Consider the following 20239-nt stretch of genomic DNA (forward strand, 5'->3'; position numbering starts at 1 on the left):
CTTGGTCGCGACTGCACAAGCTGCCGCAGACTTTCGATCGAAGTGGATGGATTGCTTCGTCGCTTCGCTCCTCGCAATGACGGGAGACGCGTGGATGTCGTAGCATCAAACCTGCGAAAACAATCGCAGGCATCACATCGGTTGAGACGACGACATTCATATCAAGGCTTCTGGCCAATCGGCGGCAGCACCATCACCGGCTGGGCGGCATTGGCGCCCGCGCCCATTTGGATGCTCGGCACCGATCCGTTCCAGTTTTTCGCGGCGTCGGCGCGCAGGATTTCTGCGTAGGCGTCCGCAGAGCCCGTGGCTTTGACTTTGGCCACGATAATCGCGGCCTCAGCGTTGCCAACGATCGTCTTGGCGTTGGCCTCCGCTTCCGAACGTTTCTGGACCTCGTAAGCATCGGCGTCGGCACGTAGGCGGACGCGCTGTGCATCGGCCTCGGCTTGAGCGATGGCGACACGCTTTTGCCCTTCGGCGATCGCGGCCGCAGAATCGGCTTGGCCCTTCGCCGTGGCGACAGCTTGCTGCGCTTCGGTCTCGCGGACCTTTAGAAGATTCGCGGCCGAGAGCTGCTGATTGCGGGTCTGCACCGTCTGCTGGATGTTGCGTTCGAAGTTTTCGTCGTAGTGCAGATTGGTGATTTGCACGTCCTCGATCCGCTCGCCGAAGAGGTCGATCGCCGGGGTTTGCACCGCAGTCAGAATGTTCGATTCCAGCTGTTTCTTTTTATCAGTGATTTCCAGCGCATTCACCTGTCCGAACACGTCGAGCGTGCGGGACTGCACGAAGGGAATGAGCTTGTCGTTGATCGAACCGGAGCCCATGTCGCCCACCTGGAACAGAGCCTTGAACGGATCGGCGGTGCGGTAGGTGAGGCTGAGGTCCACCGAGACGAATTGGTTGTCGATGGTTTTGACGCGCATTTCCGGAACGCTGATCCGTTCGATCGACGTGCGAATCGTATGCGCCGTATCGGCGATGGGGAGCTTGAAGTGGAGGCCCGGCGAGACCGGAGCAGCGCTCACCAATTGGCCGAATCTGGTCACCGCGCCGACTTCATTCTGGTTGACCGTATAAAATGAGCCCGCGCCGATGGCGGCAATGCCCGCCAAAACAACCAAAGGAACGACGATCGTTGAGCCGCGCTTGGCAAGTTTTGCCGGGAGGTGATCCTGATCCATAGCCAACCTCATCGGAGAGGTGAGAGATGCCGCAGATAGTAATCCAGTTCTTGCATCCAGCGAAGGTCTTGCGCGGTGCGCGGCAACACACCGGTGCGCTTCGTTCCAAAAGATAATGCCGAGCCCGGCGGCCCGGACTCGGCATCGAACATGTTCAGATTTGGCTGCGCGGAACGCGAACGTCGCTTACCGCACCAGCACGTTCCGGAACTGCCATGGATCGCTCTCGTCGATGTCCTCGGGGAAAAAGCCGGGGCGATCGGTGAGCGGTGTCCAATCGGTATAGACGCCGATCACGGGGCCGAGATAGGGCATCTGCACTTCGAGGCAGCGCTTATAATCCACCTCGTCCGCCTCGACGATGCCGGCGTTCGGATTCTCGAGCGCCCACACCATGCCGGCGAGCACGGCCGAGGTCACCTGCATGCCCGTCGCGTTCTGATAGGGCGCGATGCGGCGGGTTTCTCCCACCGAAAGCTGCGAGCCGTACCAATAGGCGTTCTTCTCGTGACCGAACAGCAGCACGCCAAGTTCGTCGATCCCGTCGAGAATTTCCTTCTCGGTCAGGATGTGGTGGGTCTCCTGCATTTTGCCGGCCTGGCCAAACATTTCATGCAACGAAAGAACGGCATCGTTGCACGGGTGATAGGCATAATGGCAGGTCGGCCGGTAGACGGCTTTGCCGTCGGCCTCGCGCACGGTGAAATAATCGGAGATCGAGATCGCCTCGTTGTGGGTCACGAGGAAGCCGAACTGCGCCTGCGGCGTCGGCGTCCAGGAGCGCACGCGGGTGTTGGCGCCAGGCTGGTTGATGTAGATCGCCGCGCCGCAGCCCGTGGGATGGGTGCCGGCATTCTCGGGCATCCACTTTTCGTGCGTGCCCCAGCCGAGCTCGGCCGGTTGCACGCCTTCCGACAAGAAGCCTTCGACCGACCAGGTGTTGACGAAAACGCCCGGAGGCTTCGGCGTCTTGGCGCGCTGGGTGTCGCGCTCGGCGATATGAATGCCCTTCACGCCGAGGCTTTGGGCGAATTTCGCCCATTCTTCCTTGGTCGTCGGCTCGGGATCGCTGCGGCCCAGGTCCTTGGCGAGGTTGACGAGCGCCTGCTTGACGAACCACGACACCATGCCGGGATTGGCGCCGCAGCAGGAAACCGCCGTCGTGCCGCCGGGGTTCTTGCGCCGGGCGGCCAGCACGGTTTCACGCAGGGCATAGTTGGTGCGCGCCTCAGGACCCATGTTTTTGTCGAAATAGAAGCCCGGCCACGGCTCGACCACCGTATCGATGTAAAGCGCGCCGATCTCGCGGCAGAGTTCCATAATGGCGAGCGAGGACGTATCGACCGACAGGTTGACGCAGAAACCCTGGCCGTCGCCGTTGGTGAGCAGCGGCACGAGCGCCTCGCGGTAATTGTCCTTGGTGAGCGCCAGCTTCTTGAAGGCGATGCCGCGCTCGTCGAGCAATGCGCGGTCGGTATCGTCCGGGTCGATGACGATGAAGCGGGATTTGTCAAAATGGAAATGCCGCTCGATCAGCGGCAAGGTGCCTTTGCCGATGGAGCCAAAGCCGATCATCACGATCGGGCCGGAAATGGTGGCATGAACGGGCCATTGAGACATCAGGGGCAACTCCACAAGAAAACTGCGCGTTCAAAGCAAGATGCGCGCATGGGGTCAAGACGTGTCACATAGATATTTTGTGACATCCGTGTGAAAGGGGCATTCTCGCCCCGGGGGGCTTGCCGAACGCGCAACGCCGGCCGGCTCCACGCGCGGCAACCCCGGGTGGAGCGTCGGACGTGAGCGGCACGGCAGGTTATGCGGCCCGGCGAGCCTTCCGGGCGGATGGGCGGCGGCGCATGTGCAGGGCGCCGGTCGGGCGGACCTTGCCTTTCGCGCCGGCGAGCACGCCTTGTTCCAGCTCCAGGGCGAGAAAACGCGCCCGGTCCGTCGGCCCGGGCATGTCGAGCTTGCCCGTGAGCGCCGCATCGAAGCCGAAGCGCTGGTAATAGGGGGCATCGCCCACCAGCAGAATCGCCTTGTGGCCATCGGCCTTGGCGCGCGCGATCGCCGCATCCATCAGCCGGCCGCCGATGCCATGGGCGCGATGGGCGCTATCGACCGCGAGCGGGCCGAGCAGCAAGGCCGGCACGCCGCCGGCATCGACGTGCCACAAGCGCACCGTGCCAACCAGCGTATCGCCATGCGTGGCGACGACGGACAACCCCTGCGCGGCCAAGCGGCCTTCGCGCAGACGCTCGCTCGATTTCTCGAACCGCTGCGGACCCATGGCGGCATCGAGAAGCCGCTCGCGCGCAGCCACGTCCCGCGCGGTTTCGTCGCGCACACGGATGGGATCGGCAATGCGCGCATTGGTTTGCGGCGGCAGGAGATGCGGCGCGGCGCGCAGCGCGCGCACGTCAAACATCAAGGTCATCTTTGCCTCCATCGGGCAGGACGATCCTCGCGCCTCGGGTGAGGCTTCAGGAACCAGGGAAAGAGCGAAAGCGGACGGCGACCGGAACGGTCGCGGTCCTTTGTCAGATCACGTGCGTTTCGAGCGGCGGGAAGCCGTTGAACTCGCAGGCCGAATAGGTGGTCGTATAGGCGCCCGTCCCTTCGATCAGCACTTTCGTGCCGATTTCCAGGCTGATCGGCAGGTCATACGGCGCCTTCTCGTACAGCACGTCGACCGAATCGCAGGTGGGGCCCGCGATGATGCACGGCTCCTTCGCATCGCCGTCGAACGCGGTGCGGATCGGATAGCGGATCATCTCGTCCATCGTCTCGGCGAGGCCGTTGAACTTGCCGATGTCGAGATAGACCCAGCGCATCTTGTCCTCGTCGGACTTCTTCGAGATCAGAACGACTTCCGCCTCGATGATGCCGGCATTGCCCACCATGCCGCGGCCCGGCTCGATGATCGTCTCGGGGAGGCGGTTGCCGAAATGCTTCTTGAGCGAGCGGAAGATCGCTTCGCCGTAAGCCTTCACGGCCGGCACATTCTTGAGGTATTTGGTCGGGAAACCACCGCCCAGATTGACCATCTGCAACTGGATGCCACGCTCGGCCAGGTCCTTGAAGATCGCCGACGACGACTTCAACGCGCCGTCCCACATGCGTGGGTTGCCCTGCTGCGATCCGACATGGAACGACAGGCCATAGGCGTTGAGGCCGAGGCGATGCGCGAGTTCGAGCACGCGCGGCGCCATTTCGGGCGCGCAGCCGAACTTGCGCGACAGCGGCCATTCGGCGCCGTCACCGTCGCACAGAATGCGGCAGAACACTTTCGAGCCAGGGGCGGCACGGGCGACCTTCTCGACTTCGACGTCCGAATCGACCGCGAACAGGCGGATGCCGAGTTCATAGGCGCGCTTGATGTCGCGCTCCTTCTTGATCGTGTTGCCGAACGAGATGCGATCGGGGCTCGCGCCGGTCGCGAGCACCTGCTGGATTTCGACCACCGAAGCCGTGTCGAAGCACGAGCCGAGACGGGCGAGCAGATCGAGCACCGCCGGAGCCGGATTGGCCTTCACCGCATAGAAGACGCGGGTGTCGGGCATCGCCTTGGCGAAGGTGGTGTAATTGTCGCGGATGACTTCAAGGTCGACAACCACGCAAGGGCCGGTGTCGCGGCCTGCTTCGCGTCGGTTGCGCAAGAATTCTTGGATACGATCAGTCATGGCGGCATCCCCTAAATCAGGGCCGCAGGTTTCGCCTGCGGGAGGTGCTCCGTGTTTTAAATACGGAAGCGATTGACTCTTCGTATGCAGCAGCACACCACCACGCGATGGAGACGCGATGGAGCAAATGACACATACGTGACCGATGTTGCCATCGGTCGATGCTGCGCCGTTGGATACGCATACAGACGGACAAGCGGAGAGCGAGCCGTCGGTGTCGTAGCCATCGTTTGGAAAGGGAGAATCCCTCACCGCACGCCCGGCAAGAAAGACAAGCCTCTTCGGTTACCGCGCTTTGGAGGCGCAATAGAGACCAAAAAAGCCCGGTCCGTCGTTGCTTTAAGTCGCGTCCCCCGTTTGGCGGGGTTCGCCGGTTCGCCTCCGGCTGCCGGTTTTGATCTGGCGGTTAACCGGCCTCTTGTCCGGATCCCCGCCAACCGACACACGACCACAGGCACGTGCGAAATTGGGCAAGGCGATAGATACGCATTTTTCCAAAGCCTTCAAGGATTTTTTTGCCGACTTCGGGTACGCGGCGCATTTTTTATCGCGGGGCGGTAAAATCCCGCCGCAAAGCGGGCATCACGATGCGTTTTCGGCGGATTCGGGCAGCATATATTCGAAAGTATAGGCGTGCTGGCCCTCGGTGATCGTGATCTTGAGGCTGCCGGAGAGGCCGGAAAGATCGCCCGTGCCTGAGTCGGGAACGACCACGATCGATTGCGCCGGCGTGCCGCGAATCATGGTCGCGCTGTGCTGCAGCACGAATGCGCCGGCGCGGCCTCGCAAGGTGCCCGTGACCGTTTCCATCGCCACATAGCCGGCCGAACCGTCGATGGCGCTGCGAAACGCCAGCATTTCTCCCTTGCTCACCGCCGCCAGATCGCCGTGATAGCTCTTGTCGAGCGACATGCGGTTCATGCCGGACGTCTCGGCGACCGCGCTGAGCGGCTCGGGACGAAGCGTAACGTCGAATTGGCCGGAGGCCTGGCTGTGCGACATGTCGAACCCTCTTCGTCTCGTGCGATGGCGGTGCCGGCCTCCATAACATTTGCGTGAGCCACGCTCAACCGCGGCCCATCATAGCACCCGGGACCATTTGTCGGGTTGCTCTTGCCGCCGTTCCGCATTAGGCAACCGGGACTTCTTTTCTTCAGGTTATCAGGTTCGATGGTACAAACGACCCTTACCCGCCGCAGTCTCGTTTCCCTCCTTGGCGCAGCCACCGCCTTCCAGATTTTGCCTGCAGCGGCACAGACGCCTGCAGCGGCCGGCCAAAACGGCCAGATTCCGGGCATGCCGGCCAAATTCGGCTATGACGATGTGGTGAAGCGCGCGCAGGACCTCTCGTCCGCCCCCTTCGACGCGACGATCCCGCCCCTGCCGCCGGCCCTGGAGAAACTCGATTTCGACGCCTGGCGTGACATCCGCTTCCGGCCCGAAAAGGCGCTGCTCGCCGGCAGCGGCGGCCAATTCCAGGTGCAGACGTTCCACCTCGGCCATCTTTATAAGCGGCCGGTCACGATCAACACGATCCGCGACGGCATCGTGACGCCGATCCCTTATTCCGCGTCCCTGTTCGATTACGGCAAGACGAAATTCGACAAGCCGCTGCCGGTGAATCTCGGCTTTGCCGGTTTCCGGGTCCATTATCCGCTCAACATGCCGAAAGTATGGGATGAGCTGATCTCGTTCCTTGGCGCAAGCTATTTCCGCTTCCTTGGCCGCGACCAGCAATATGGCCTCTCGGCGCGAGGCCTTGGCATCGGCACAGGGCTGCTCGACGGCCATGAGGAATTTCCGTTCTTCCGCGAATTCTGGTTCGACACGCCGGAGGCCAATGCCGACCGGCTGACCCTCTATGCCCTGCTCGACAGTCCCTCGACCACGGGCGCCTACCGCTTCGACGTCTATCCGAGCAACGAGACGGCCGTCGACATCAATGTGACCCTGTTTCCGCGCAAGCAGATTGTGAATATTGGCCTTGCGCCGCTGACGTCGATGTTCTTCGTTGGCGAGAACGACCGGCATCTAAACGACCGCAACCGTTACGACGATTATCGCGAGGAACTGCACGATTCAGATGGCCTGCTTATTCATTCGAGCACGGGCGAGTGGATCTGGCGGCCGCTGCAGAATCCGCAGATTCAGCAGGTCTCCTATTTCGATGCCAACAATGTGCGCGGCTTCGGACTGATGCAGCGCGACCGCTCCTTCAACACCTATCAGGACCTCGAACTCGCCTATCAGTCGCGGCCGTCCTATTGGATCGAGCCGCATGGCGATTGGGGCGACGGCCGGGTCGAACTCGTCGAACTCTCCACCAACAGCGAGACCGCCGACAATATTATCGCCTCCTGGATTCCGAATGCGCCGGTCGAGCCGGGCAAGGCGCTGACCTACAGCTACAAGATCACCGCCATGCTCGACGACAAGCGCATGGTACCTGGCGGCCATACCGAGCACACATTCACCGCGCCGGCGCGCGCGCTCGGCTCGAAAGATCCGCCGACGCCGGGCTCACGCCGCTTCCTGATCGATTTTGCCGGCGGCGATCTCGACTATTTCTCGAAGACGCCGGAGATGGTCGAGTTGGTCCCAAGCACGACCAATGGCACCGTGACGGGCTCGTTCCTGGTGAGCAACCCGCAGATCAACGGTCTGCGCGCCGCCTTCGACATCGACCTGCCGGTCGGCGAAACGACCGTCGTGCGCGCCTTCCTGCGCAGCGGCAACCGCGCGCTGACCGAAACCTGGACGTATCGCTGGACGGTGGATCAGCTGTAAGGAGACGCCGCTGCCGCATCCGGCCCGTCGTCACTCGGCCAGAAGCGGGTTGCGAGGCGTCGATCCGGCGTTCGCCAAACGCTCCTGCTTGGCCAACAGCGCGATGGCCAAGCAAACGCCGACGACTTGTAACAGTGCGCCGCTGGCCTCCATTGGCGTCGGCCAGCGCATCGCATAGACGAACCCATAAGCCAAGCCGAAGACCGTTTCCGCGACGATCAATTGCGATGCTAGGACGAGCGGCAAGCGGCGCGAGGCCTCGGCCCAGCAATAGGCCGCCAGCCAGGACGCGGCGACCCCCATGATCAGCGCCCATGACCAAAACCGGACGGACGTATCGGGCGCGAAATGCTGCGCGGTGACGAAGGAGGAGACTGGCAGCAAGGTCAAGCTGCCGAGCCCCGCGCCGATGCCCTGCACACAGGTCCATGACAGCACACTCGGGCTTTGCCGCCGGCGCAGTGCCGACGCATTGACCTGGCCGTAAACGATCCAGATGAGGAGAGATGCGGCGGCGCAGAGAATGCCCAGCCACCTCTCGCCACGCCCTGCCGGCGGCGCAGTCCAAAGCGCCGACAGATTGACGATCAACAGGCCCGTAAGAATCATCGCAAGCGGCACGGACAGCCGGCGCCACGGTAGTTTCCGCTCCTGCAGATTCGCGATCGCGGCGAGCGTGACCGGCATCAGGCCGATGATCAGCGGCGGAATCGCCGCGCCGGCGAAGCGCACGGCGAAGGCCGCGCTGACGAAATATCCGACGTAGCAGAGACCGCCGAGTAGCAGCGCAGTGACCAATCGCGGCAAGGTCCAGGGGCCTTGCCGGAACGGGCGGAATGCGAGCAGCAGCAGCGACAGCGCGCCAAAAATGCCGTAGCGCGCGATGGTGAGATCCCACGGCGTGTAGGGCGCGACAATGAGCGGCGCGACGAAGGTCAGTCCCCATAGCGCGCAAGTGAGGAGGCCGGCAAGGATTCCGATCGGCATGATGAACTCGCTGCTGAATGCCCTCATCATCGCGCGCAGATCGTGCGTTTTACATAGCGATATTAAGGAAAACGTGCCAAGGTCTCTGCATGTCGAAGGCTAGATCGTCAAAGAACCTGCAATTTGATGCCGCGTCGCTGGACGAGGTCGATTGCAAGCTCATTGCCCTGCTCGATGAAAATGCCCGGCTGCCGGTGAGCGATCTTGCCCGCCTTGTCGGCATGTCGGCACCAAGCGTCTCGGATCGGCTGCGGCGGCTGGAAAATGCCCAGGTTATTCGCGCCTACACGCTTGATCTCGATCCGCGCGCGCTTGGCTACCAAATTTCGGCGCTGGTGCGGATCCGCCCCCTGCCCGGCAAACTGCATCTCGTCGGAAAGCTGATTCAGGAAACCCCGCAATTCATCGCCTGCGATAAGATCACCGGCGACGACCCCTTTCTTGCCCGGCTCGTGGTGCGCTCGATCGAGGAAATGGACGACGTGTTGGAGGGGCTCTCCGATCACGCCGTAACCAGCACCGCGGTGATCAAATCCGCCTCGGTCAAACCGCGCCTGCCGCCGCTGCGATAGAGCATTTTCCAGAAAAGTTGACATGGCGGCCCGCCTCCCTTATTTGCTTGCAAAATAAATAACTGACTGGTAAGTTATTTACATGAGTGAAAAGCTATCGCCAACTGAGCCGCAGTGGCGGCGGCGTAAGGCGGACCGGCCGGGTGAAATCACCGAGGCCGCGCTGGCCTGTTTTGTGGAGCGCGGGTTTGCCGCGACGCGGCTCGAAGATGTCGCCAAACGCGCGGGCGTCACCAAAGGGACGCTCTATCTGTACTTTCCGAACAAGGCCGAGCTGTTCAAGGCCGTTGTCCGCGAAACGATTTTGCCGAACATCACCCGGGCCGAAGCACTCGTCGAAAGCTCTTCGGCGCCCGCGCGCAAAGTTCTCGCACTGCTCTTGACCGAATGGTCCAAGGGCATCATGACGCCGGCCAGTTCGATTCCCAAGATCGTGCTGGCAGAGGCGGGAAACTTTCCCGAAATCACCCGCTTCTATTTCGACGAAGTCATCAACCGCGGCCGGCAGCAGTTTCGGCGTGTGCTGCAGTCGGGCATGCAGAGCGGCGAATTCCGGACGATGGACGTTGAGCGGACCATCGATTGCATCGTCGGACCAATGCTGCTCACCATGCTGTGGCAACATTCGTTCTATCCGGTCACCGGTCAGGCGATCGACGCCAATGCATTGTGCCGCACCCTTCTCGATATTCTCGCGCACGGACTCGCACCGGGTGAGCCGATGCCGCAGAGCCTTGATCAGCCCGAAGTTGGAGCCGCAAAATGAGCGACGAGCAACCTGCGGCTGTCGCAACAGCCGAACCGAGCGAGATGGAACGGAGCAATGTCACGACGGCCCCTGCGGCAGCGCAGAAACGTCGCCTCTGGCCGCGTCTCATCATCTTCCTCCTCCTGCTTGCCGCGATCATCGCTGGGAGCGTCGATTGGTGGCTGCAGACGCGGGACTGGGAATCGACCGACGATGCCTTCATCGACGTGCGCGTCACGCAGGTCGCACCGCAAGTGGGAGGCCGCGTGGTGCGCGTGCTGGTCAACGACAATGAAACGGTGGCGGCCGGACAGGTGCTGGTCGAACTCGATCCCGCCACGTTCCAGGCAAGCCTCGACCAGGCGCTTGCGCAGCAGGCCAGCGCAGCGGCAAATCTGGTGCAGAGCAAGGCGCAGCGCGCGGTCGATGACGTGAATGCCGCCCAGTCGCTCGCGCAGATCGATGTGGCCCGCGCCAATGCCGCCGTCGCGGCAATTCAGCTGAAGCGCGATCAGGAGCAAGTGGCGGCCCATGCGATCTCGGCCCAGCAGCTCGATAATTCCACCGCGAACGCCGAGAGTACCGCCGCGAATCTGACGGCGGCTCAGAAGAAACATGCGGCGGACGAGGCGCTGCTGGCGGTCGCCGACAGCCAGATCGCCGCCGCACAGGCCAATCTCGACAGCGCCGCGGCCCAGGTCGAACAGGCACGGCTCAACCTCTCCTACACCAAGATTTCAGCGGCGCCTGACGGCCGCGTCGCGCGTCTCAACGTCTCGCCCGGCAACTATGTGCAAGTCGGGCAAAATCTCATGGCGCTCGTCCCCACGCACGTCTGGGTGACGGCGAATTTCAAAGAGACGCAGCTCGACACGATGCGTGTCGGCCAGCATGTCGAGATGGCCATCGACGCCTTTCCCGGCAAGACTTTCAACGGTCACGTGGACAGTTTCCAGCCGGGTAGTGGCGCGGCCTTCAGCTTGCTGCCGCCGGAGAATGCCACCGGCAATTACGTCAAGGTCGTCCAACGGGTCCCGGTTAAGATCATGTTCGACGATGCGCCGGATCCGCAATTGCCCTTGGGCCCCGGCATGTCGGTCGTGCCGAGCGTGAAAGTGCGGTGAACGATCATGACCGACGCAGCCGTCCTTGCGATACCGGAGCATCGTTCCGTCAATCCGTGGATTGTCGCGCTGACCGTCGGCTGTGCGGCTTTCATGGAAGTTCTCGACATATCGATCGCGAACGTCGCCCTGCAACATATCGCCGGCAATCTTGCGGCGAGCCAAAGCGAATCGACTTGGGTGCTGACCTCTTATCTGGCGGCCAACGCCATCGTTCTGCCGATGAGCAGCTGGCTCTCCGCCACGCTAGGCCGCAGACGGTATTTCCTCGGTTGCATCGTCGGATTCAGCATCACGTCGCTTCTGTGCGGCATCGCGCCGAACTTAGGGCTTTTGACGGTCTTTCGCGCGCTGCAGGGCGCAGTTGGTGGCGGCTTGCAGCCGAGTGCGCTCGCGATCATCGCGGATGCCTTTCCGCCGAATAAGCGGGGCCAAGCCTTTGCCATGTACGGCATCGCCGTTGTCGTAGCGCCCGCGATCGGACCGACGCTCGGCGGCTGGATCACCGACAGTTTTTCCTGGCGCTGGGTGTTCTTGCTCAACGTTCCGGTCGGCATCGCCGTCACGCTGCTCGCGCTGCAAGTTATCTTCGACCCGCTGGATTGGGTCGCGGCCCGCGCGGCGCGGCTTGTCAACGGCGTCCGCTTCGACGTGATCGGCTTCGCCTTCCTCGCCGTCGGCATGTCGACCTTGCAGGTCGTGCTCGACAAAGGCCAGGAAGACGACTGGTGGGGCTCGAGCTTCATCTTCTGGCTCAGCATGATCGCGACGGCGAGCCTCATCGGCTTTGTTGTTTGGGGATTGGTGCGCAAGGATCCGCTGGTTGACTTGCGCCTGCTGCTCAATCGCAATTTTGCGATCGGCAATCTCATGATGTTCATGTTGGGCTTCATCCTAAACAGCAGCACGCAATTGGTGCCGCAATTCGTGCAAAGTCTGATGGGCTACACAGCAACCGACGCCGGCCTCGTTCTTTCGTGGGGCGGTGTCGTCGCCTTCGTCATGATGCCGGTCGTCGGTAGGACGGTCGGGCTGATCGACACGCGCGTGCTGATCACCTTCGGCCTCGCCGCGACGTCGCTCGGCACTCTGTATATGACACGTTTCTATCTCGACGCCGACTATTACACATTCGCCTTTGCCCGCGCCTTTCAATCGATCGGCCTGCCCTTCCTGTTCATCCCGATCAGTGCGGTCGCCTATGTCGGCGTGCCGCGCGAGAAGAACAACGATGCATCGGGCCTCATCAACATGATGCGCAATCTTGGCGGCAGCTTCGGCATCTCGCTCACCAACACGATGATCGACCGCATGCAGCAGGTGCATCAGAACACGCTTGTCAGCCACGTCAACCCGTACAGCGACCTTTACGACAACGCGGTCCAGCCGTTGCAACGCCTGTTCGTCGGACAATCGGGCGACGCGAGCGGATCGCTGCAGCAGGCGCAGGGCTTTCTCTACTCGACCTTGCAGGGCCAAGCGGCGCTGTTGTCGTATATCGACACGTTCCGTCTGCTCGGCATCGTCTTCATGGCGCTGATTCCGCTCGTCTTCCTGCTGCGCAAGGCTTCGCCAAGCGCCGGCGCGCCACCGGCCCATTGACTGCGGCGATCCCCGCCGTGTTGGAGACGACGGACAATATATGGTAGAGCCCCTCATCTCGGTGCACGCGAGATCTGCCATTGTAGCGGCATTAATCTCTTCGTGGGATAAGGCTGCGACGATAGGAACAGGGTGAGGCCTATGTCGTTCGAACCGTCCGTACAGCAATCGGTTTGGTCTCTCGATCTGCCCAACGAAGCGGCGACGGACGCTTTCGCCGCGGAGATCGCGCATTTCGTGGGCGCCAACGATCTCATCACGCTGTCGGGCGATCTCGGCGCGGGAAAGACGACTTTTGCGCGCGCCCTGATCCGTCACCTGGCGGGCGATGCGCAACTTGAAGTGCCGAGCCCGACCTTCACGCTGATGCAGATCTACGACACGAAAGAATTTCCTATCGTGCATGCCGATCTTTACCGGATCGAGCATCCGAGCGAGCTCGCCGAACTCGGCTGGGACGAAGCAGCCGAGGACGCGTTGGTCCTCGTCGAATGGCCGGACCGTGCCGGCGAGATCTTGACCGCCGATCGGCTGAACATCGCCTTCTATCTCGACAGCGGCCGAAGCGCGGGTTACCGGCATGTGGTGCTCACCGGGATCGGCACATTCGCGCCGATCGTGGCGCGCGCCAAGGCCACCGACGCGCTCCTGGGGGCAAGCGGCTGGGCCGAGGCGACGCGGAGTTTCATGCTCGGCGATGCGTCGACCCGCGCCTACGAGCGCTTGCGCAAGCCGAACGGCGAACAGGCGATCCTGATGATTTCGCCGCCGCGCCCGGTCGGTCCGGCGGTGCGGTTCGGCAAGCCCTACAGCACGGTCGCCAAACTCTCCGACACGATCCATGCCTTCATCGCCGTCGACATCGGCCTGCGCCAGCTTGGATATTCGGCACCCAAGATCCATGCACAGGACATGGACGGCGGGCTCGCGATTCTGGAGGACCTCGGCAATCAATTCGTGGTCGATGCCGATGGCCCGGTGCCGGAGCGTTACGGCGCGGCGGTCGCGCTCCTCGCCGATTTGCACAGCAAGGACCTACCCGAGACGCTGCAGCTGCCCGACGGCGAGGCGTACCATATTCCCGTCTACGATCTCGACGCCATGCTGATCGAGGCGGAGCTTCTGTGCGACTGGTATGCGCCCTACATTGCCGGCGCGTCGCTCACCTCGGCCGCACGCGGGACTTTTGTGTCCCTGTGGCGCGACTTGCTGACCGAGCTTCTGGAAGCGCCCACAACCTGGACCTTGCGCGATTATCATTCGCCCAACCTGCTCTGGCTCAGCGAACGGCAGGGCATCGCTCGGATCGGCCTCATCGATTTTCAGGACTGCGTGCTCGGCCCGCCCGCCTATGATGTTGCGGCGCTGCTGCAGGATGCGCGGGTGGACGTGCCCGCGCAGCTCGAAATCAGGCTGCTCGGCGACTATGTCCGCCTGCGCCGCCTGGCCGACGCTAAATTCGATACGCCAGCTTTCGCCCGCGCCTATGCGATCATGGGCGTGCAACGCGCGACAAAGATTCTGGGCATCTTCGCGCGGCTCGATAAGCGTGACGGCAAGCCGCAATATTTGGCCCATATCCCACGGATCGAGCGTTATCTGGCCAAGTGCCTGGCACATCCGGCGCTCGAGCCGATCAAGACATGGTACGTGGACAATCTGCCGCGCGTCCTCGGCGCAGGCAGTTAGAGCCGTCCTCCCCTCCCCCAAATTACCGGATTTACCTAGCTTACGGCTTGCCGCAGGCGCAATTTTGCTTGCCCGAACGGCAGCGCTTCACGCTCAAAATAACTTGTAAATGATATTTTACAAGTTATTCTATGCCATCGACCGAGGAGGGGACGATGGATCAGACGCGACGGGAAATGACGGGGCTTTTGGCCGGTCTCGCAGCGGCGGGCTTGGTCTCTGAAGCGATGGCGGCGCAAATGCCCGTGCTCACCGAGCATCCCATGGTGGCGCGGATCTGGCATGGGCGTACGCCGGCCGCCAAAGCCGACGAGTATCGGCAATATCTGTACGAGGCGGGCGTCAAAAAGATTGCGGCCCTGCCGGGCAATCGCGGCGTCCAGATGATGGTGTCGAAGACCGCCGATGAAGGCGAGTTCATGGTGATCTCGTATTGGGACTCGATCGACGCGATCAAAGGTTATGCGGGCGAGCAATATACCCATGTGCATGACCTGCCGCGGGATCAGGAATTTCTGATCGACAAGGAAACGCTGGTCCGCCACTTCGCCCTAGACGTCAACCTTTGGCAGAGCTGACGCTGCGCGGCCGCGCAGGCGCTTCTGTTTGGCGCGGTTGCCGCAGACTTCCATTTCGCACCAGCGCCGCTTGTTGCTCTTGCTGACATCGAGAAACAACCAGCCGCATTGATGGCCGCTGCATTGTTTCAGCCGTGCATGATCGGCTTGGGTGAGGAGCGTCATTGCGGACGCGGCGATGGGCCCGAGCACCGCTTCGACCGGCGCGGCATCAATATCCCACGTCCATCCGAAGGCACCATCGTGGGTGGCAAGCTGGCCCTTGGCAAGACAGGCCGCATGTTCATGCGCCAGCGCGTCCATATCGGCTTGCGTCGGCACCGCGTGTTGGGCAAGCGCTGCATTCAGCCGATAGATCGCGTCGCGCAGATGTAGTGCGCGCCTCAAAAGCGCTTGTGCCACAGCACTTTCGCGCACGACGCGCACGCGCAGCTTCGCCGCACGCGCTTCGTCGAGCAACATTGTATGTTGCGCCCATGCGACGATATCGTCAGCGCCGTGCAGATGCTCCAGATGCCGCTCCGTGCTGCGGCCCGAGGACGTATTGCAAAAGTCGAGCGCCAGAACGCCGCCCACCAGTGGCAGCGATCCGGCACGCGATTCAGACGATGGCGGTGGCTTGCGCATGGCCGCCATCGTGACACAAAGCACGACGTGTGAAAACGCCGCTGGTGCGGCTTAGACCGCTTTCAGCGCGTTGCCTAGATCGGCGATCAAATCGTCGACGTCTTCCAGGCCGGCCGACAGGCGCAGCATGCCGTCCGTAATGCCCATTTCGGCGCGCGCCTCAGGCGCCAAACGCTGATGGGTCGTCGTCGCCGGATGGGTGATGATGCTTTTAGCATCGCCCAGATTGTTGGAGATCTTGATGATCGACAGAGCGTTCGACAGACGGAACGCGCCGGCCTTGCTGTCCTTCACTTCAAAGCAAATCATCGTGCCGCCGCCCTTCATCTGGCGTTTCGCCAGTTCATGCTGCGGATGATCGGCACGGCCCGGATAGATCACGCGCGTGACTCCAGGCTGTTCGGCGAGAAAATCGGCGATTTTTGCGGCACTTGCCTGTTGCGCGGCGACGCGCACAGGCAAGGTTTCGAGGCCCTTGAGCATGATCCAGGCGTTGAACGGCGAGATCGACGGACCGGTCTGACGCAGCAAATTATGGACATGCGTTTGAATGAATTCCTCCGACGCGAGGATGACGCCGGCAAGAACGCGGCCCTGGCCATCGATGTGCTTGGTCGCGGAATAGACGACGCAATCGGCGCCCAGTTCCAGCGGCCGCTGCAGGATGGGCGAGGCAAAGGCATTGTCCACTACCAAGGTGGCGCCGCCGTCATGGGCAATCTTGGCGACGCCGGCGATGTCGTACACATCAAGCGTCGGATTGGTCGGACTTTCGAGAAAACACGTTTTCGTGTTGGGCCGCATCGCCTTGCGCCATTGGTCGAGATCGTAGCCGTCGACCAACGTGCTCGCCACGCCGAACCGCGGCAGCAATTCCTCCACCACATAGCGACAGGAGCCGAAGAGCGCCTTTGCCGCGACAACATGGTCGCCCGCCTTCACCTGCCCCAGCAATGCGGCGGTGATGCCGGCCATCCCGGTCGCCGTCGCGCGCGCGGATTCTGCGCCTTCCAGCAAGGCGATCCGGTCTTCGAACATCGCCGTCGTCGGGTTGGAAAAGCGCGAATAGATGAAGCCCGGGTCGGTGCCCTTGAAACGCGCCTCCGCCGCCTCGGCCGTGTCATAGACATAGCCTTGCGTCAGGAACATCGCTTCGGACAATTCGGCAAATTGGGAACGTCGCGTGCCACCATGGACGAGTTGGGTCGCGGGGCGGAAGGTTTCGGGGCGCAATTTGCCGTGGTCACTCATTTTTCTCTCTCCAAACTGCGCGCGGGCATGAAAAAAGCCCGGCGCGAATAGCAGCCAGGCTTCATGCCCGGCCTTTTTAGCGCTTTGTTTAACGTGGCGGCAAGCCGACCGGCTCAAATGACCACGATGAGCGTCATTTCTATAGGCAGAACCTCGGTCGCGTCAATGCCTTGCCTTGTGATGTCGCTTGTGACGCGATATGGCATCTGGTCTAATGAAAAGAATGCGGCCAGAGGGCAAGACAAAAGGCAGGCAGGGCATATGCGGATCCCGTTCATCGTCTTCGGCCTGTTTTTTGCACTTTTGCCGAACTGGGCCGCAGCGAGCGGATGCAGCACTATTCATGATGACGACATGCGGCACCGTTGCTATGCCAGAGAGGACAAGTCGAGCGGCTGGTGCAACATGATCCACGACGACGACGAAAGGCAGCTTTGCTATGCTGAACAGGAAAAGCACCAGTAAATGCTTGCCATGGGGCTCCTGACCGCAAGATGCTTTGGAGCGCGTTTCAGGACAATCCAAATATTGACAGGCAAAATCACACGATGATGCAGGGCATTCTTTCCGCCCGCCAAATCGAAGAATTGGCGGAAACCGGGGCAATTATCAAAGCGCAGGATTTCGCGTCCGACCAGGTGCAACCGGCAAGCCTCGACCTGCGCCTCGGCCGGCGGGCCTGGCGGATGCGCGCGAGCTTCCTACCCGGGCCCGGCCGGAAGGTCGCCGACTGCCTCGGCTGGCTGGCGCTGCACGAGGTTGATCTCCAGGCCGGCGCGGTGCTTGAGACTGGGACGGTCTATGTGGCCGAACTTCTGGAGGGTCTCGCTCTCCCGCCGAGCGTTTCGGCCTCGGCCAATCCGAAAAGTTCGACCGGGCGGATCGACGTCTTTACCCGCGTCATCACCGACCGGGCCCAGGAATTCGACCAGATCGATGCCGGGTACCGCGGGCCGCTCTTCGCCGAGATTTCGCCGCGCACCTTTCCCGTTCTGGCGCGCACCGGCTCGCGCCTGTCGCAGATCCGTTTCCGCAACGGCGACGCAAGACTCGACGATGCCGCGCATCGCGCCCTGCATGAGACGGAGACTTTGGTGACGTCCGCCGAGCCGTCGATCTCGGGGGGCGTCGCCGTGTCGGTCGACCTCTCCGGCTTCGACGGCAACGGTCTGATCGGTTATCGCGCCAAACGCCATACGGGATTGATCGACGTCGATAAGCGTGCCAGCGCCGATATGCTCGACTTTTGGGAGCCGATCTATGGGCACGGCAACAAATATCTCGTGCTCGATCCGGGCGAATTCTACATTCTCGCCTCAAAAGAGGCCGTGCGCGTGCCGCCCGATCACGCCGCCGAAATGACACCCTTCGATCCGCTGGTCGGCGAGTTCCGCGTTCACTACGCCGGCTTTTTCGACCCGGGCTTCGGCGCGGTGGAGGCCGGCGGCGCCGGCGCGCGCGCGGTGCTCGAAGTGCGCTCGCACGACGTGCCGTTCATTCTGGAGGACGGGCAGATCGTTGGCCGTCTAGTCTATGAGCGCATGTCGGAGCGCCCGCAGCGGCTCTACGGCGATTACACGACGTCAAATTACCAGGCGCAGGGCTTAAAGCTGTCGAAACACTTCCGGTAGCCGCGGCAATCGGAGCACCTAGCTTGGAAAGTCATCCAACCTCGCTCAGCGTCGTTTCATCTCGCTCAAACGCCATTGAAGTTCGCTCCCCCACGATCAACCTGTTGAGATTCTTGGCGCGCCACCGATCGCTTAGCTGCGTCTCGCGTGCTCAGTTTTCTACCCAGACTCACCCTTTGGGGGAGCTTCCACGTGACCGACGGCCACAATCCAGGCCTTGATGATCTGTTCATCTCCCCCCCGGGCCCTTGAGCGTGCCGAGCCGCAAAAATTTCGCGGCTTATTGTGCGGATGGAGCGTTTCGCCGCTACGCGGGCTTGTCGACGCCAAGTTCGGCGACTGACTCGAGGCGAGCGGCAATCTCGCGGCGCAGTGTCCGGCGCAGTGTCGCGGCGCGGTAACGCCGTTCCTCTGTTGGCGTCTGCGGCTCGAACGTTGGCACAGTAACTGGATGACCTTCGTCATCCACGGCCACCATGGTGAAATAGCATGAATTGGTGTGCCTGCTGCTGCCGGAGCGGATGTTCTCCGCCTCGACCCTAATGCCTACCTCCATTGACGTTCGCCCCGTAGAGTTGATCGAGGCGCGGAAGGTTACAAGTTCGCCGACATGAATCGGCTCCTTGAACGTCACCTGATCCACCGAGAGCGTCACTGCATAACGGCTCGAGTAGCGCGACGCGCAGGAAAAGGCGACGCGATCGAGCAGATTGAGTAATGCGCCGCCATGCACTTTGCCGCTGAAATTGGCCATTTCAGGCGTCATCAGAATGGTCATCTCTAGGCGCCGGCGTTCCATGCTCAATAATCCTGCGTTTCGACGACCGTCGTCAAGAAATCGTATTACGCGATGGTCCTGAAATCGATGAATTTTTCAACGAAGGCTGGCCCACTTTTCGCCGTTAAGGACCTGTGCTGCAATTGAAATATTCGCGGCAAATGCCGAGATCCGCCGGCCCTCAGGAAATTATGGCTTGCGAGCGTATAACTGAGCGCACGTGACACGGACGTCTGCTAACATATTGAATTGAAACAATAATATTTTTAGGCTGAGCGAGGTCCAATGGCGTTCCAAGGTCAGTAGCCGGCGCTGAGCGGCTCGGGCGCTTTCTTCCGGCCGCAGCTCGCGAGGAAGAAGCGCACCTGCTCCTGCATTTGCGGTCCGGCCAAGGTGTCGCCGTCGAAATAGCGCAACAGCGCCCGCTGGAACATGCCGTCGATCGCGGCATAGATCGCACCCTTCGGCAGAACCGGCTCAATGCCGCCGAGTTCGAAGCCCCGCGACACGATGCGCCAGACCATGTCTTCCAGCGCGGCATCGATTTCGTTCACTTCCGAGCGGAAGATCGGCTCGAAGAGCGACTGCGACCTCAAATCGTACCAAAGCCGGTGCAACCGGGCGTCTTCGGTGATGGCCTGCCCAAGACCGCTCACGAATTGATCGACGAGCTGCCCGGAGGATGTCGCATCGGCCGCAATCTGGTCGAACCGGCTGATGCACCGCGTTTTGTAATCCCGCACGCAATAGGTGATCAAATCGACCTTGTCGCTGAAGTAATAATGCAGCACGCCGTGGGAAAATCGAGAATTTTGAACAATGTCGCGCAAACTCGTCCGCGCGTAGCCAAGGTCTGCGAGCGTATGCAACGTAGCCTCCGCCAGCTCAGCCTGGCGCTTTGCAAATTTATTCGGCGACGTCTTTGGTGGTTCTTTTGAATTCGTCGCACACACCACGCTCTCCCGATTATCGTTATTGATTACGTTTTTTATAGC

19 protein-coding genes and 1 riboswitch are annotated in these 20239 nt (G+C 61.7%); of the genes, 9 read left to right on the forward strand and 10 right to left on the reverse strand.

What is annotated here, in order from left to right; all coding sequences use genetic code 11:
* Positions 1-161: 161 nt before the first annotated feature.
* The 5 genes from V9T28_RS20635 to V9T28_RS20655 all read right to left on the reverse strand — a co-directional run bounded on the left by V9T28_RS20635 (position 162) and on the right by V9T28_RS20655 (position 5872).
* Positions 162-1187, reverse strand: a complete 1026-nt coding sequence (locus tag V9T28_RS20635; protein WP_158554848.1) for an SPFH domain-containing protein — start codon at positions 1185-1187, stop codon at positions 162-164.
* Positions 1188-1373: 186 nt separating this feature from the next.
* A complete protein-coding gene (locus V9T28_RS20640; protein WP_116401839.1) occupies positions 1374-2807 on the reverse strand; it encodes a homospermidine synthase in 1434 nt (477 codons plus the stop codon).
* A gap of 196 nt (positions 2808-3003) precedes the next feature.
* Positions 3004-3624, reverse strand: coding sequence for a GNAT family N-acetyltransferase (locus V9T28_RS20645; RefSeq protein WP_245424164.1), 621 nt, complete (start codon positions 3622-3624; stop codon positions 3004-3006).
* A gap of 103 nt (positions 3625-3727) precedes the next feature.
* Complete coding sequence (locus V9T28_RS20650) at positions 3728-4870, reverse strand: type III PLP-dependent enzyme (RefSeq protein ID WP_116401840.1); 1143 nt, start codon at positions 4868-4870, stop codon at positions 3728-3730.
* A gap of 582 nt (positions 4871-5452) precedes the next feature.
* A complete protein-coding gene (locus V9T28_RS20655; RefSeq protein ID WP_116401841.1) occupies positions 5453-5872 on the reverse strand; it encodes a DUF3224 domain-containing protein in 420 nt (139 codons plus the stop codon).
* 168 nt (positions 5873-6040) lie between these two features.
* On the opposite strand from V9T28_RS20655, the gene V9T28_RS20660 reads away from it, so the two are divergent.
* Positions 6041-7657: a glucan biosynthesis protein gene (locus V9T28_RS20660; RefSeq protein ID WP_116401842.1), complete on the forward strand. Its 1617-nt coding sequence runs from the start codon at positions 6041-6043 to the stop codon at positions 7655-7657.
* 30 nt (positions 7658-7687) lie between these two features.
* Here V9T28_RS20660 and V9T28_RS20665 read toward each other — a convergent pair whose 3' ends face one another.
* Positions 7688-8644 (reverse strand): DMT family transporter, encoded by a 957-nt coding sequence (locus V9T28_RS20665; RefSeq protein ID WP_116401936.1) that lies wholly within the window; start codon positions 8642-8644, stop codon positions 7688-7690.
* Between the two features lie 89 nt (positions 8645-8733).
* On the opposite strand from V9T28_RS20665, the gene V9T28_RS20670 reads away from it, so the two are divergent.
* From V9T28_RS20670 to V9T28_RS20695, 6 genes are all read left to right on the forward strand, one after another.
* Complete coding sequence (locus V9T28_RS20670; RefSeq protein WP_116401843.1) at positions 8734-9216, forward strand: Lrp/AsnC family transcriptional regulator; 483 nt, start codon at positions 8734-8736, stop codon at positions 9214-9216.
* Between the two features lie 82 nt (positions 9217-9298).
* Positions 9299-9982, forward strand: coding sequence for a TetR/AcrR family transcriptional regulator (locus V9T28_RS20675; RefSeq protein WP_116401844.1), 684 nt, complete (start codon positions 9299-9301; stop codon positions 9980-9982).
* Positions 9979-11088 (forward strand): HlyD family secretion protein, encoded by a 1110-nt coding sequence (locus tag V9T28_RS20680; protein ID WP_116401845.1) that lies wholly within the window; start codon positions 9979-9981, stop codon positions 11086-11088. The genes V9T28_RS20675 and V9T28_RS20680 overlap by 4 nt, the downstream gene beginning before the upstream one ends.
* Positions 11089-11094: 6 nt before the next feature.
* Entirely contained in the window at positions 11095-12690 is a 1596-nt protein-coding gene (locus V9T28_RS20685; protein WP_116401846.1) for a DHA2 family efflux MFS transporter permease subunit, read from the forward strand.
* Positions 12691-12831: 141 nt separating this feature from the next.
* Entirely contained in the window at positions 12832-14379 is a 1548-nt protein-coding gene (gene tsaE, locus V9T28_RS20690; protein ID WP_116401847.1) for a tRNA (adenosine(37)-N6)-threonylcarbamoyltransferase complex ATPase subunit type 1 TsaE, read from the forward strand.
* Positions 14380-14534: 155 nt separating this feature from the next.
* Positions 14535-14957 (forward strand): antibiotic biosynthesis monooxygenase family protein, encoded by a 423-nt coding sequence (locus tag V9T28_RS20695; RefSeq protein WP_158554849.1) that lies wholly within the window; start codon positions 14535-14537, stop codon positions 14955-14957.
* Here the strand turns inward: V9T28_RS20695 and V9T28_RS20700 are convergent.
* Both V9T28_RS20700 and V9T28_RS20705 read right to left on the reverse strand, forming a co-directional pair.
* Entirely contained in the window at positions 14931-15584 is a 654-nt protein-coding gene (locus tag V9T28_RS20700; protein WP_158554850.1) for a CGNR zinc finger domain-containing protein, read from the reverse strand. The two genes, V9T28_RS20695 and V9T28_RS20700, sit on opposite strands and share 27 nt — an antisense overlap.
* A 51-nt stretch (positions 15585-15635) precedes the next feature.
* On the reverse strand, positions 15636-16835 hold the full coding sequence (locus V9T28_RS20705) for an O-succinylhomoserine sulfhydrylase (protein ID WP_116401850.1): 1200 nt from the start codon (positions 16833-16835) through the stop codon (positions 15636-15638).
* A gap of 55 nt (positions 16836-16890) precedes the next feature.
* Positions 16891-16970, reverse strand: a riboswitch (SAM riboswitch).
* Between V9T28_RS20705 and V9T28_RS20710 the strand changes: the two genes are divergently transcribed.
* Together V9T28_RS20710 and V9T28_RS20715 are read left to right on the forward strand one after the other, a co-directional pair.
* Positions 16953-17300 (forward strand): hypothetical protein, encoded by a 348-nt coding sequence (locus tag V9T28_RS20710; RefSeq protein ID WP_158554851.1) that lies wholly within the window; start codon positions 16953-16955, stop codon positions 17298-17300. Its footprint overlaps the riboswitch before it by 18 nt.
* An 83-nt stretch (positions 17301-17383) precedes the next feature.
* The gene (locus V9T28_RS20715) at positions 17384-18466 is read left to right on the forward strand and encodes a 2'-deoxycytidine 5'-triphosphate deaminase (protein ID WP_116401852.1); all 1083 of its coding nucleotides are present in this window, start codon (positions 17384-17386) and stop codon (positions 18464-18466) included.
* Positions 18467-18773: 307 nt separating this feature from the next.
* On the opposite strand, the gene V9T28_RS20720 is transcribed toward V9T28_RS20715, so the two are convergent.
* Together V9T28_RS20720 and V9T28_RS20725 are read right to left on the reverse strand one after the other, a co-directional pair.
* The gene (locus V9T28_RS20720) at positions 18774-19265 is read right to left on the reverse strand and encodes an acyl-CoA thioesterase (RefSeq protein ID WP_116401853.1); all 492 of its coding nucleotides are present in this window, start codon (positions 19263-19265) and stop codon (positions 18774-18776) included.
* A 278-nt stretch (positions 19266-19543) separates the two neighbouring features.
* Positions 19544-20113 carry a TetR/AcrR family transcriptional regulator gene (locus V9T28_RS20725; protein WP_158554852.1) on the reverse strand — a complete coding sequence of 190 codons (570 nt, stop codon included), beginning with the start codon at positions 20111-20113 and terminating at the stop codon, positions 19544-19546.
* Positions 20114-20239 lie beyond the last annotated feature (126 nt).

Origin of the sequence: Methylovirgula sp. 4M-Z18 (assembly GCF_037890675.1) — a bacterium.
Taxonomy (GTDB): domain Bacteria; phylum Pseudomonadota; class Alphaproteobacteria; order Rhizobiales; family Beijerinckiaceae; genus 4M-Z18.

Coding starts and splice junctions, on each gene's coding strand:
- V9T28_RS20675 (WP_116401844.1), top strand. CDS start 9,299: ATGAGTGAAAAGCTATCGCCAACTGAGCCGCAGTGGCGGCGGCGTAAG.
- V9T28_RS20645 (WP_245424164.1), bottom strand. CDS start 3,624: ATGACCTTGATGTTTGACGTGCGCGCGCTGCGCGCCGCGCCGCATCTC.
- tsaE (WP_116401847.1), top strand. CDS start 12,832: ATGTCGTTCGAACCGTCCGTACAGCAATCGGTTTGGTCTCTCGATCTG.
- V9T28_RS20635 (WP_158554848.1), bottom strand. CDS start 1,187: ATGGATCAGGATCACCTCCCGGCAAAACTTGCCAAGCGCGGCTCAACG.
- V9T28_RS20710 (WP_158554851.1), top strand. CDS start 16,953: ATGACCACGATGAGCGTCATTTCTATAGGCAGAACCTCGGTCGCGTCA.
- V9T28_RS20700 (WP_158554850.1), bottom strand. CDS start 15,584: ATGCGCAAGCCACCGCCATCGTCTGAATCGCGTGCCGGATCGCTGCCA.
- V9T28_RS20705 (WP_116401850.1), bottom strand. CDS start 16,835: ATGAGTGACCACGGCAAATTGCGCCCCGAAACCTTCCGCCCCGCGACC.
- V9T28_RS20720 (WP_116401853.1), bottom strand. CDS start 19,265: ATGGAACGCCGGCGCCTAGAGATGACCATTCTGATGACGCCTGAAATG.
- V9T28_RS20670 (WP_116401843.1), top strand. CDS start 8,734: ATGTCGAAGGCTAGATCGTCAAAGAACCTGCAATTTGATGCCGCGTCG.
- V9T28_RS20640 (WP_116401839.1), bottom strand. CDS start 2,807: ATGTCTCAATGGCCCGTTCATGCCACCATTTCCGGCCCGATCGTGATG.
- V9T28_RS20695 (WP_158554849.1), top strand. CDS start 14,535: ATGGATCAGACGCGACGGGAAATGACGGGGCTTTTGGCCGGTCTCGCA.
- V9T28_RS20655 (WP_116401841.1), bottom strand. CDS start 5,872: ATGTCGCACAGCCAGGCCTCCGGCCAATTCGACGTTACGCTTCGTCCC.
- V9T28_RS20650 (WP_116401840.1), bottom strand. CDS start 4,870: ATGACTGATCGTATCCAAGAATTCTTGCGCAACCGACGCGAAGCAGGC.
- V9T28_RS20715 (WP_116401852.1), top strand. CDS start 17,384: ATGATGCAGGGCATTCTTTCCGCCCGCCAAATCGAAGAATTGGCGGAA.
- V9T28_RS20685 (WP_116401846.1), top strand. CDS start 11,095: ATGACCGACGCAGCCGTCCTTGCGATACCGGAGCATCGTTCCGTCAAT.
- V9T28_RS20665 (WP_116401936.1), bottom strand. CDS start 8,644: ATGCCGATCGGAATCCTTGCCGGCCTCCTCACTTGCGCGCTATGGGGA.
- V9T28_RS20680 (WP_116401845.1), top strand. CDS start 9,979: ATGAGCGACGAGCAACCTGCGGCTGTCGCAACAGCCGAACCGAGCGAG.
- V9T28_RS20660 (WP_116401842.1), top strand. CDS start 6,041: ATGGTACAAACGACCCTTACCCGCCGCAGTCTCGTTTCCCTCCTTGGC.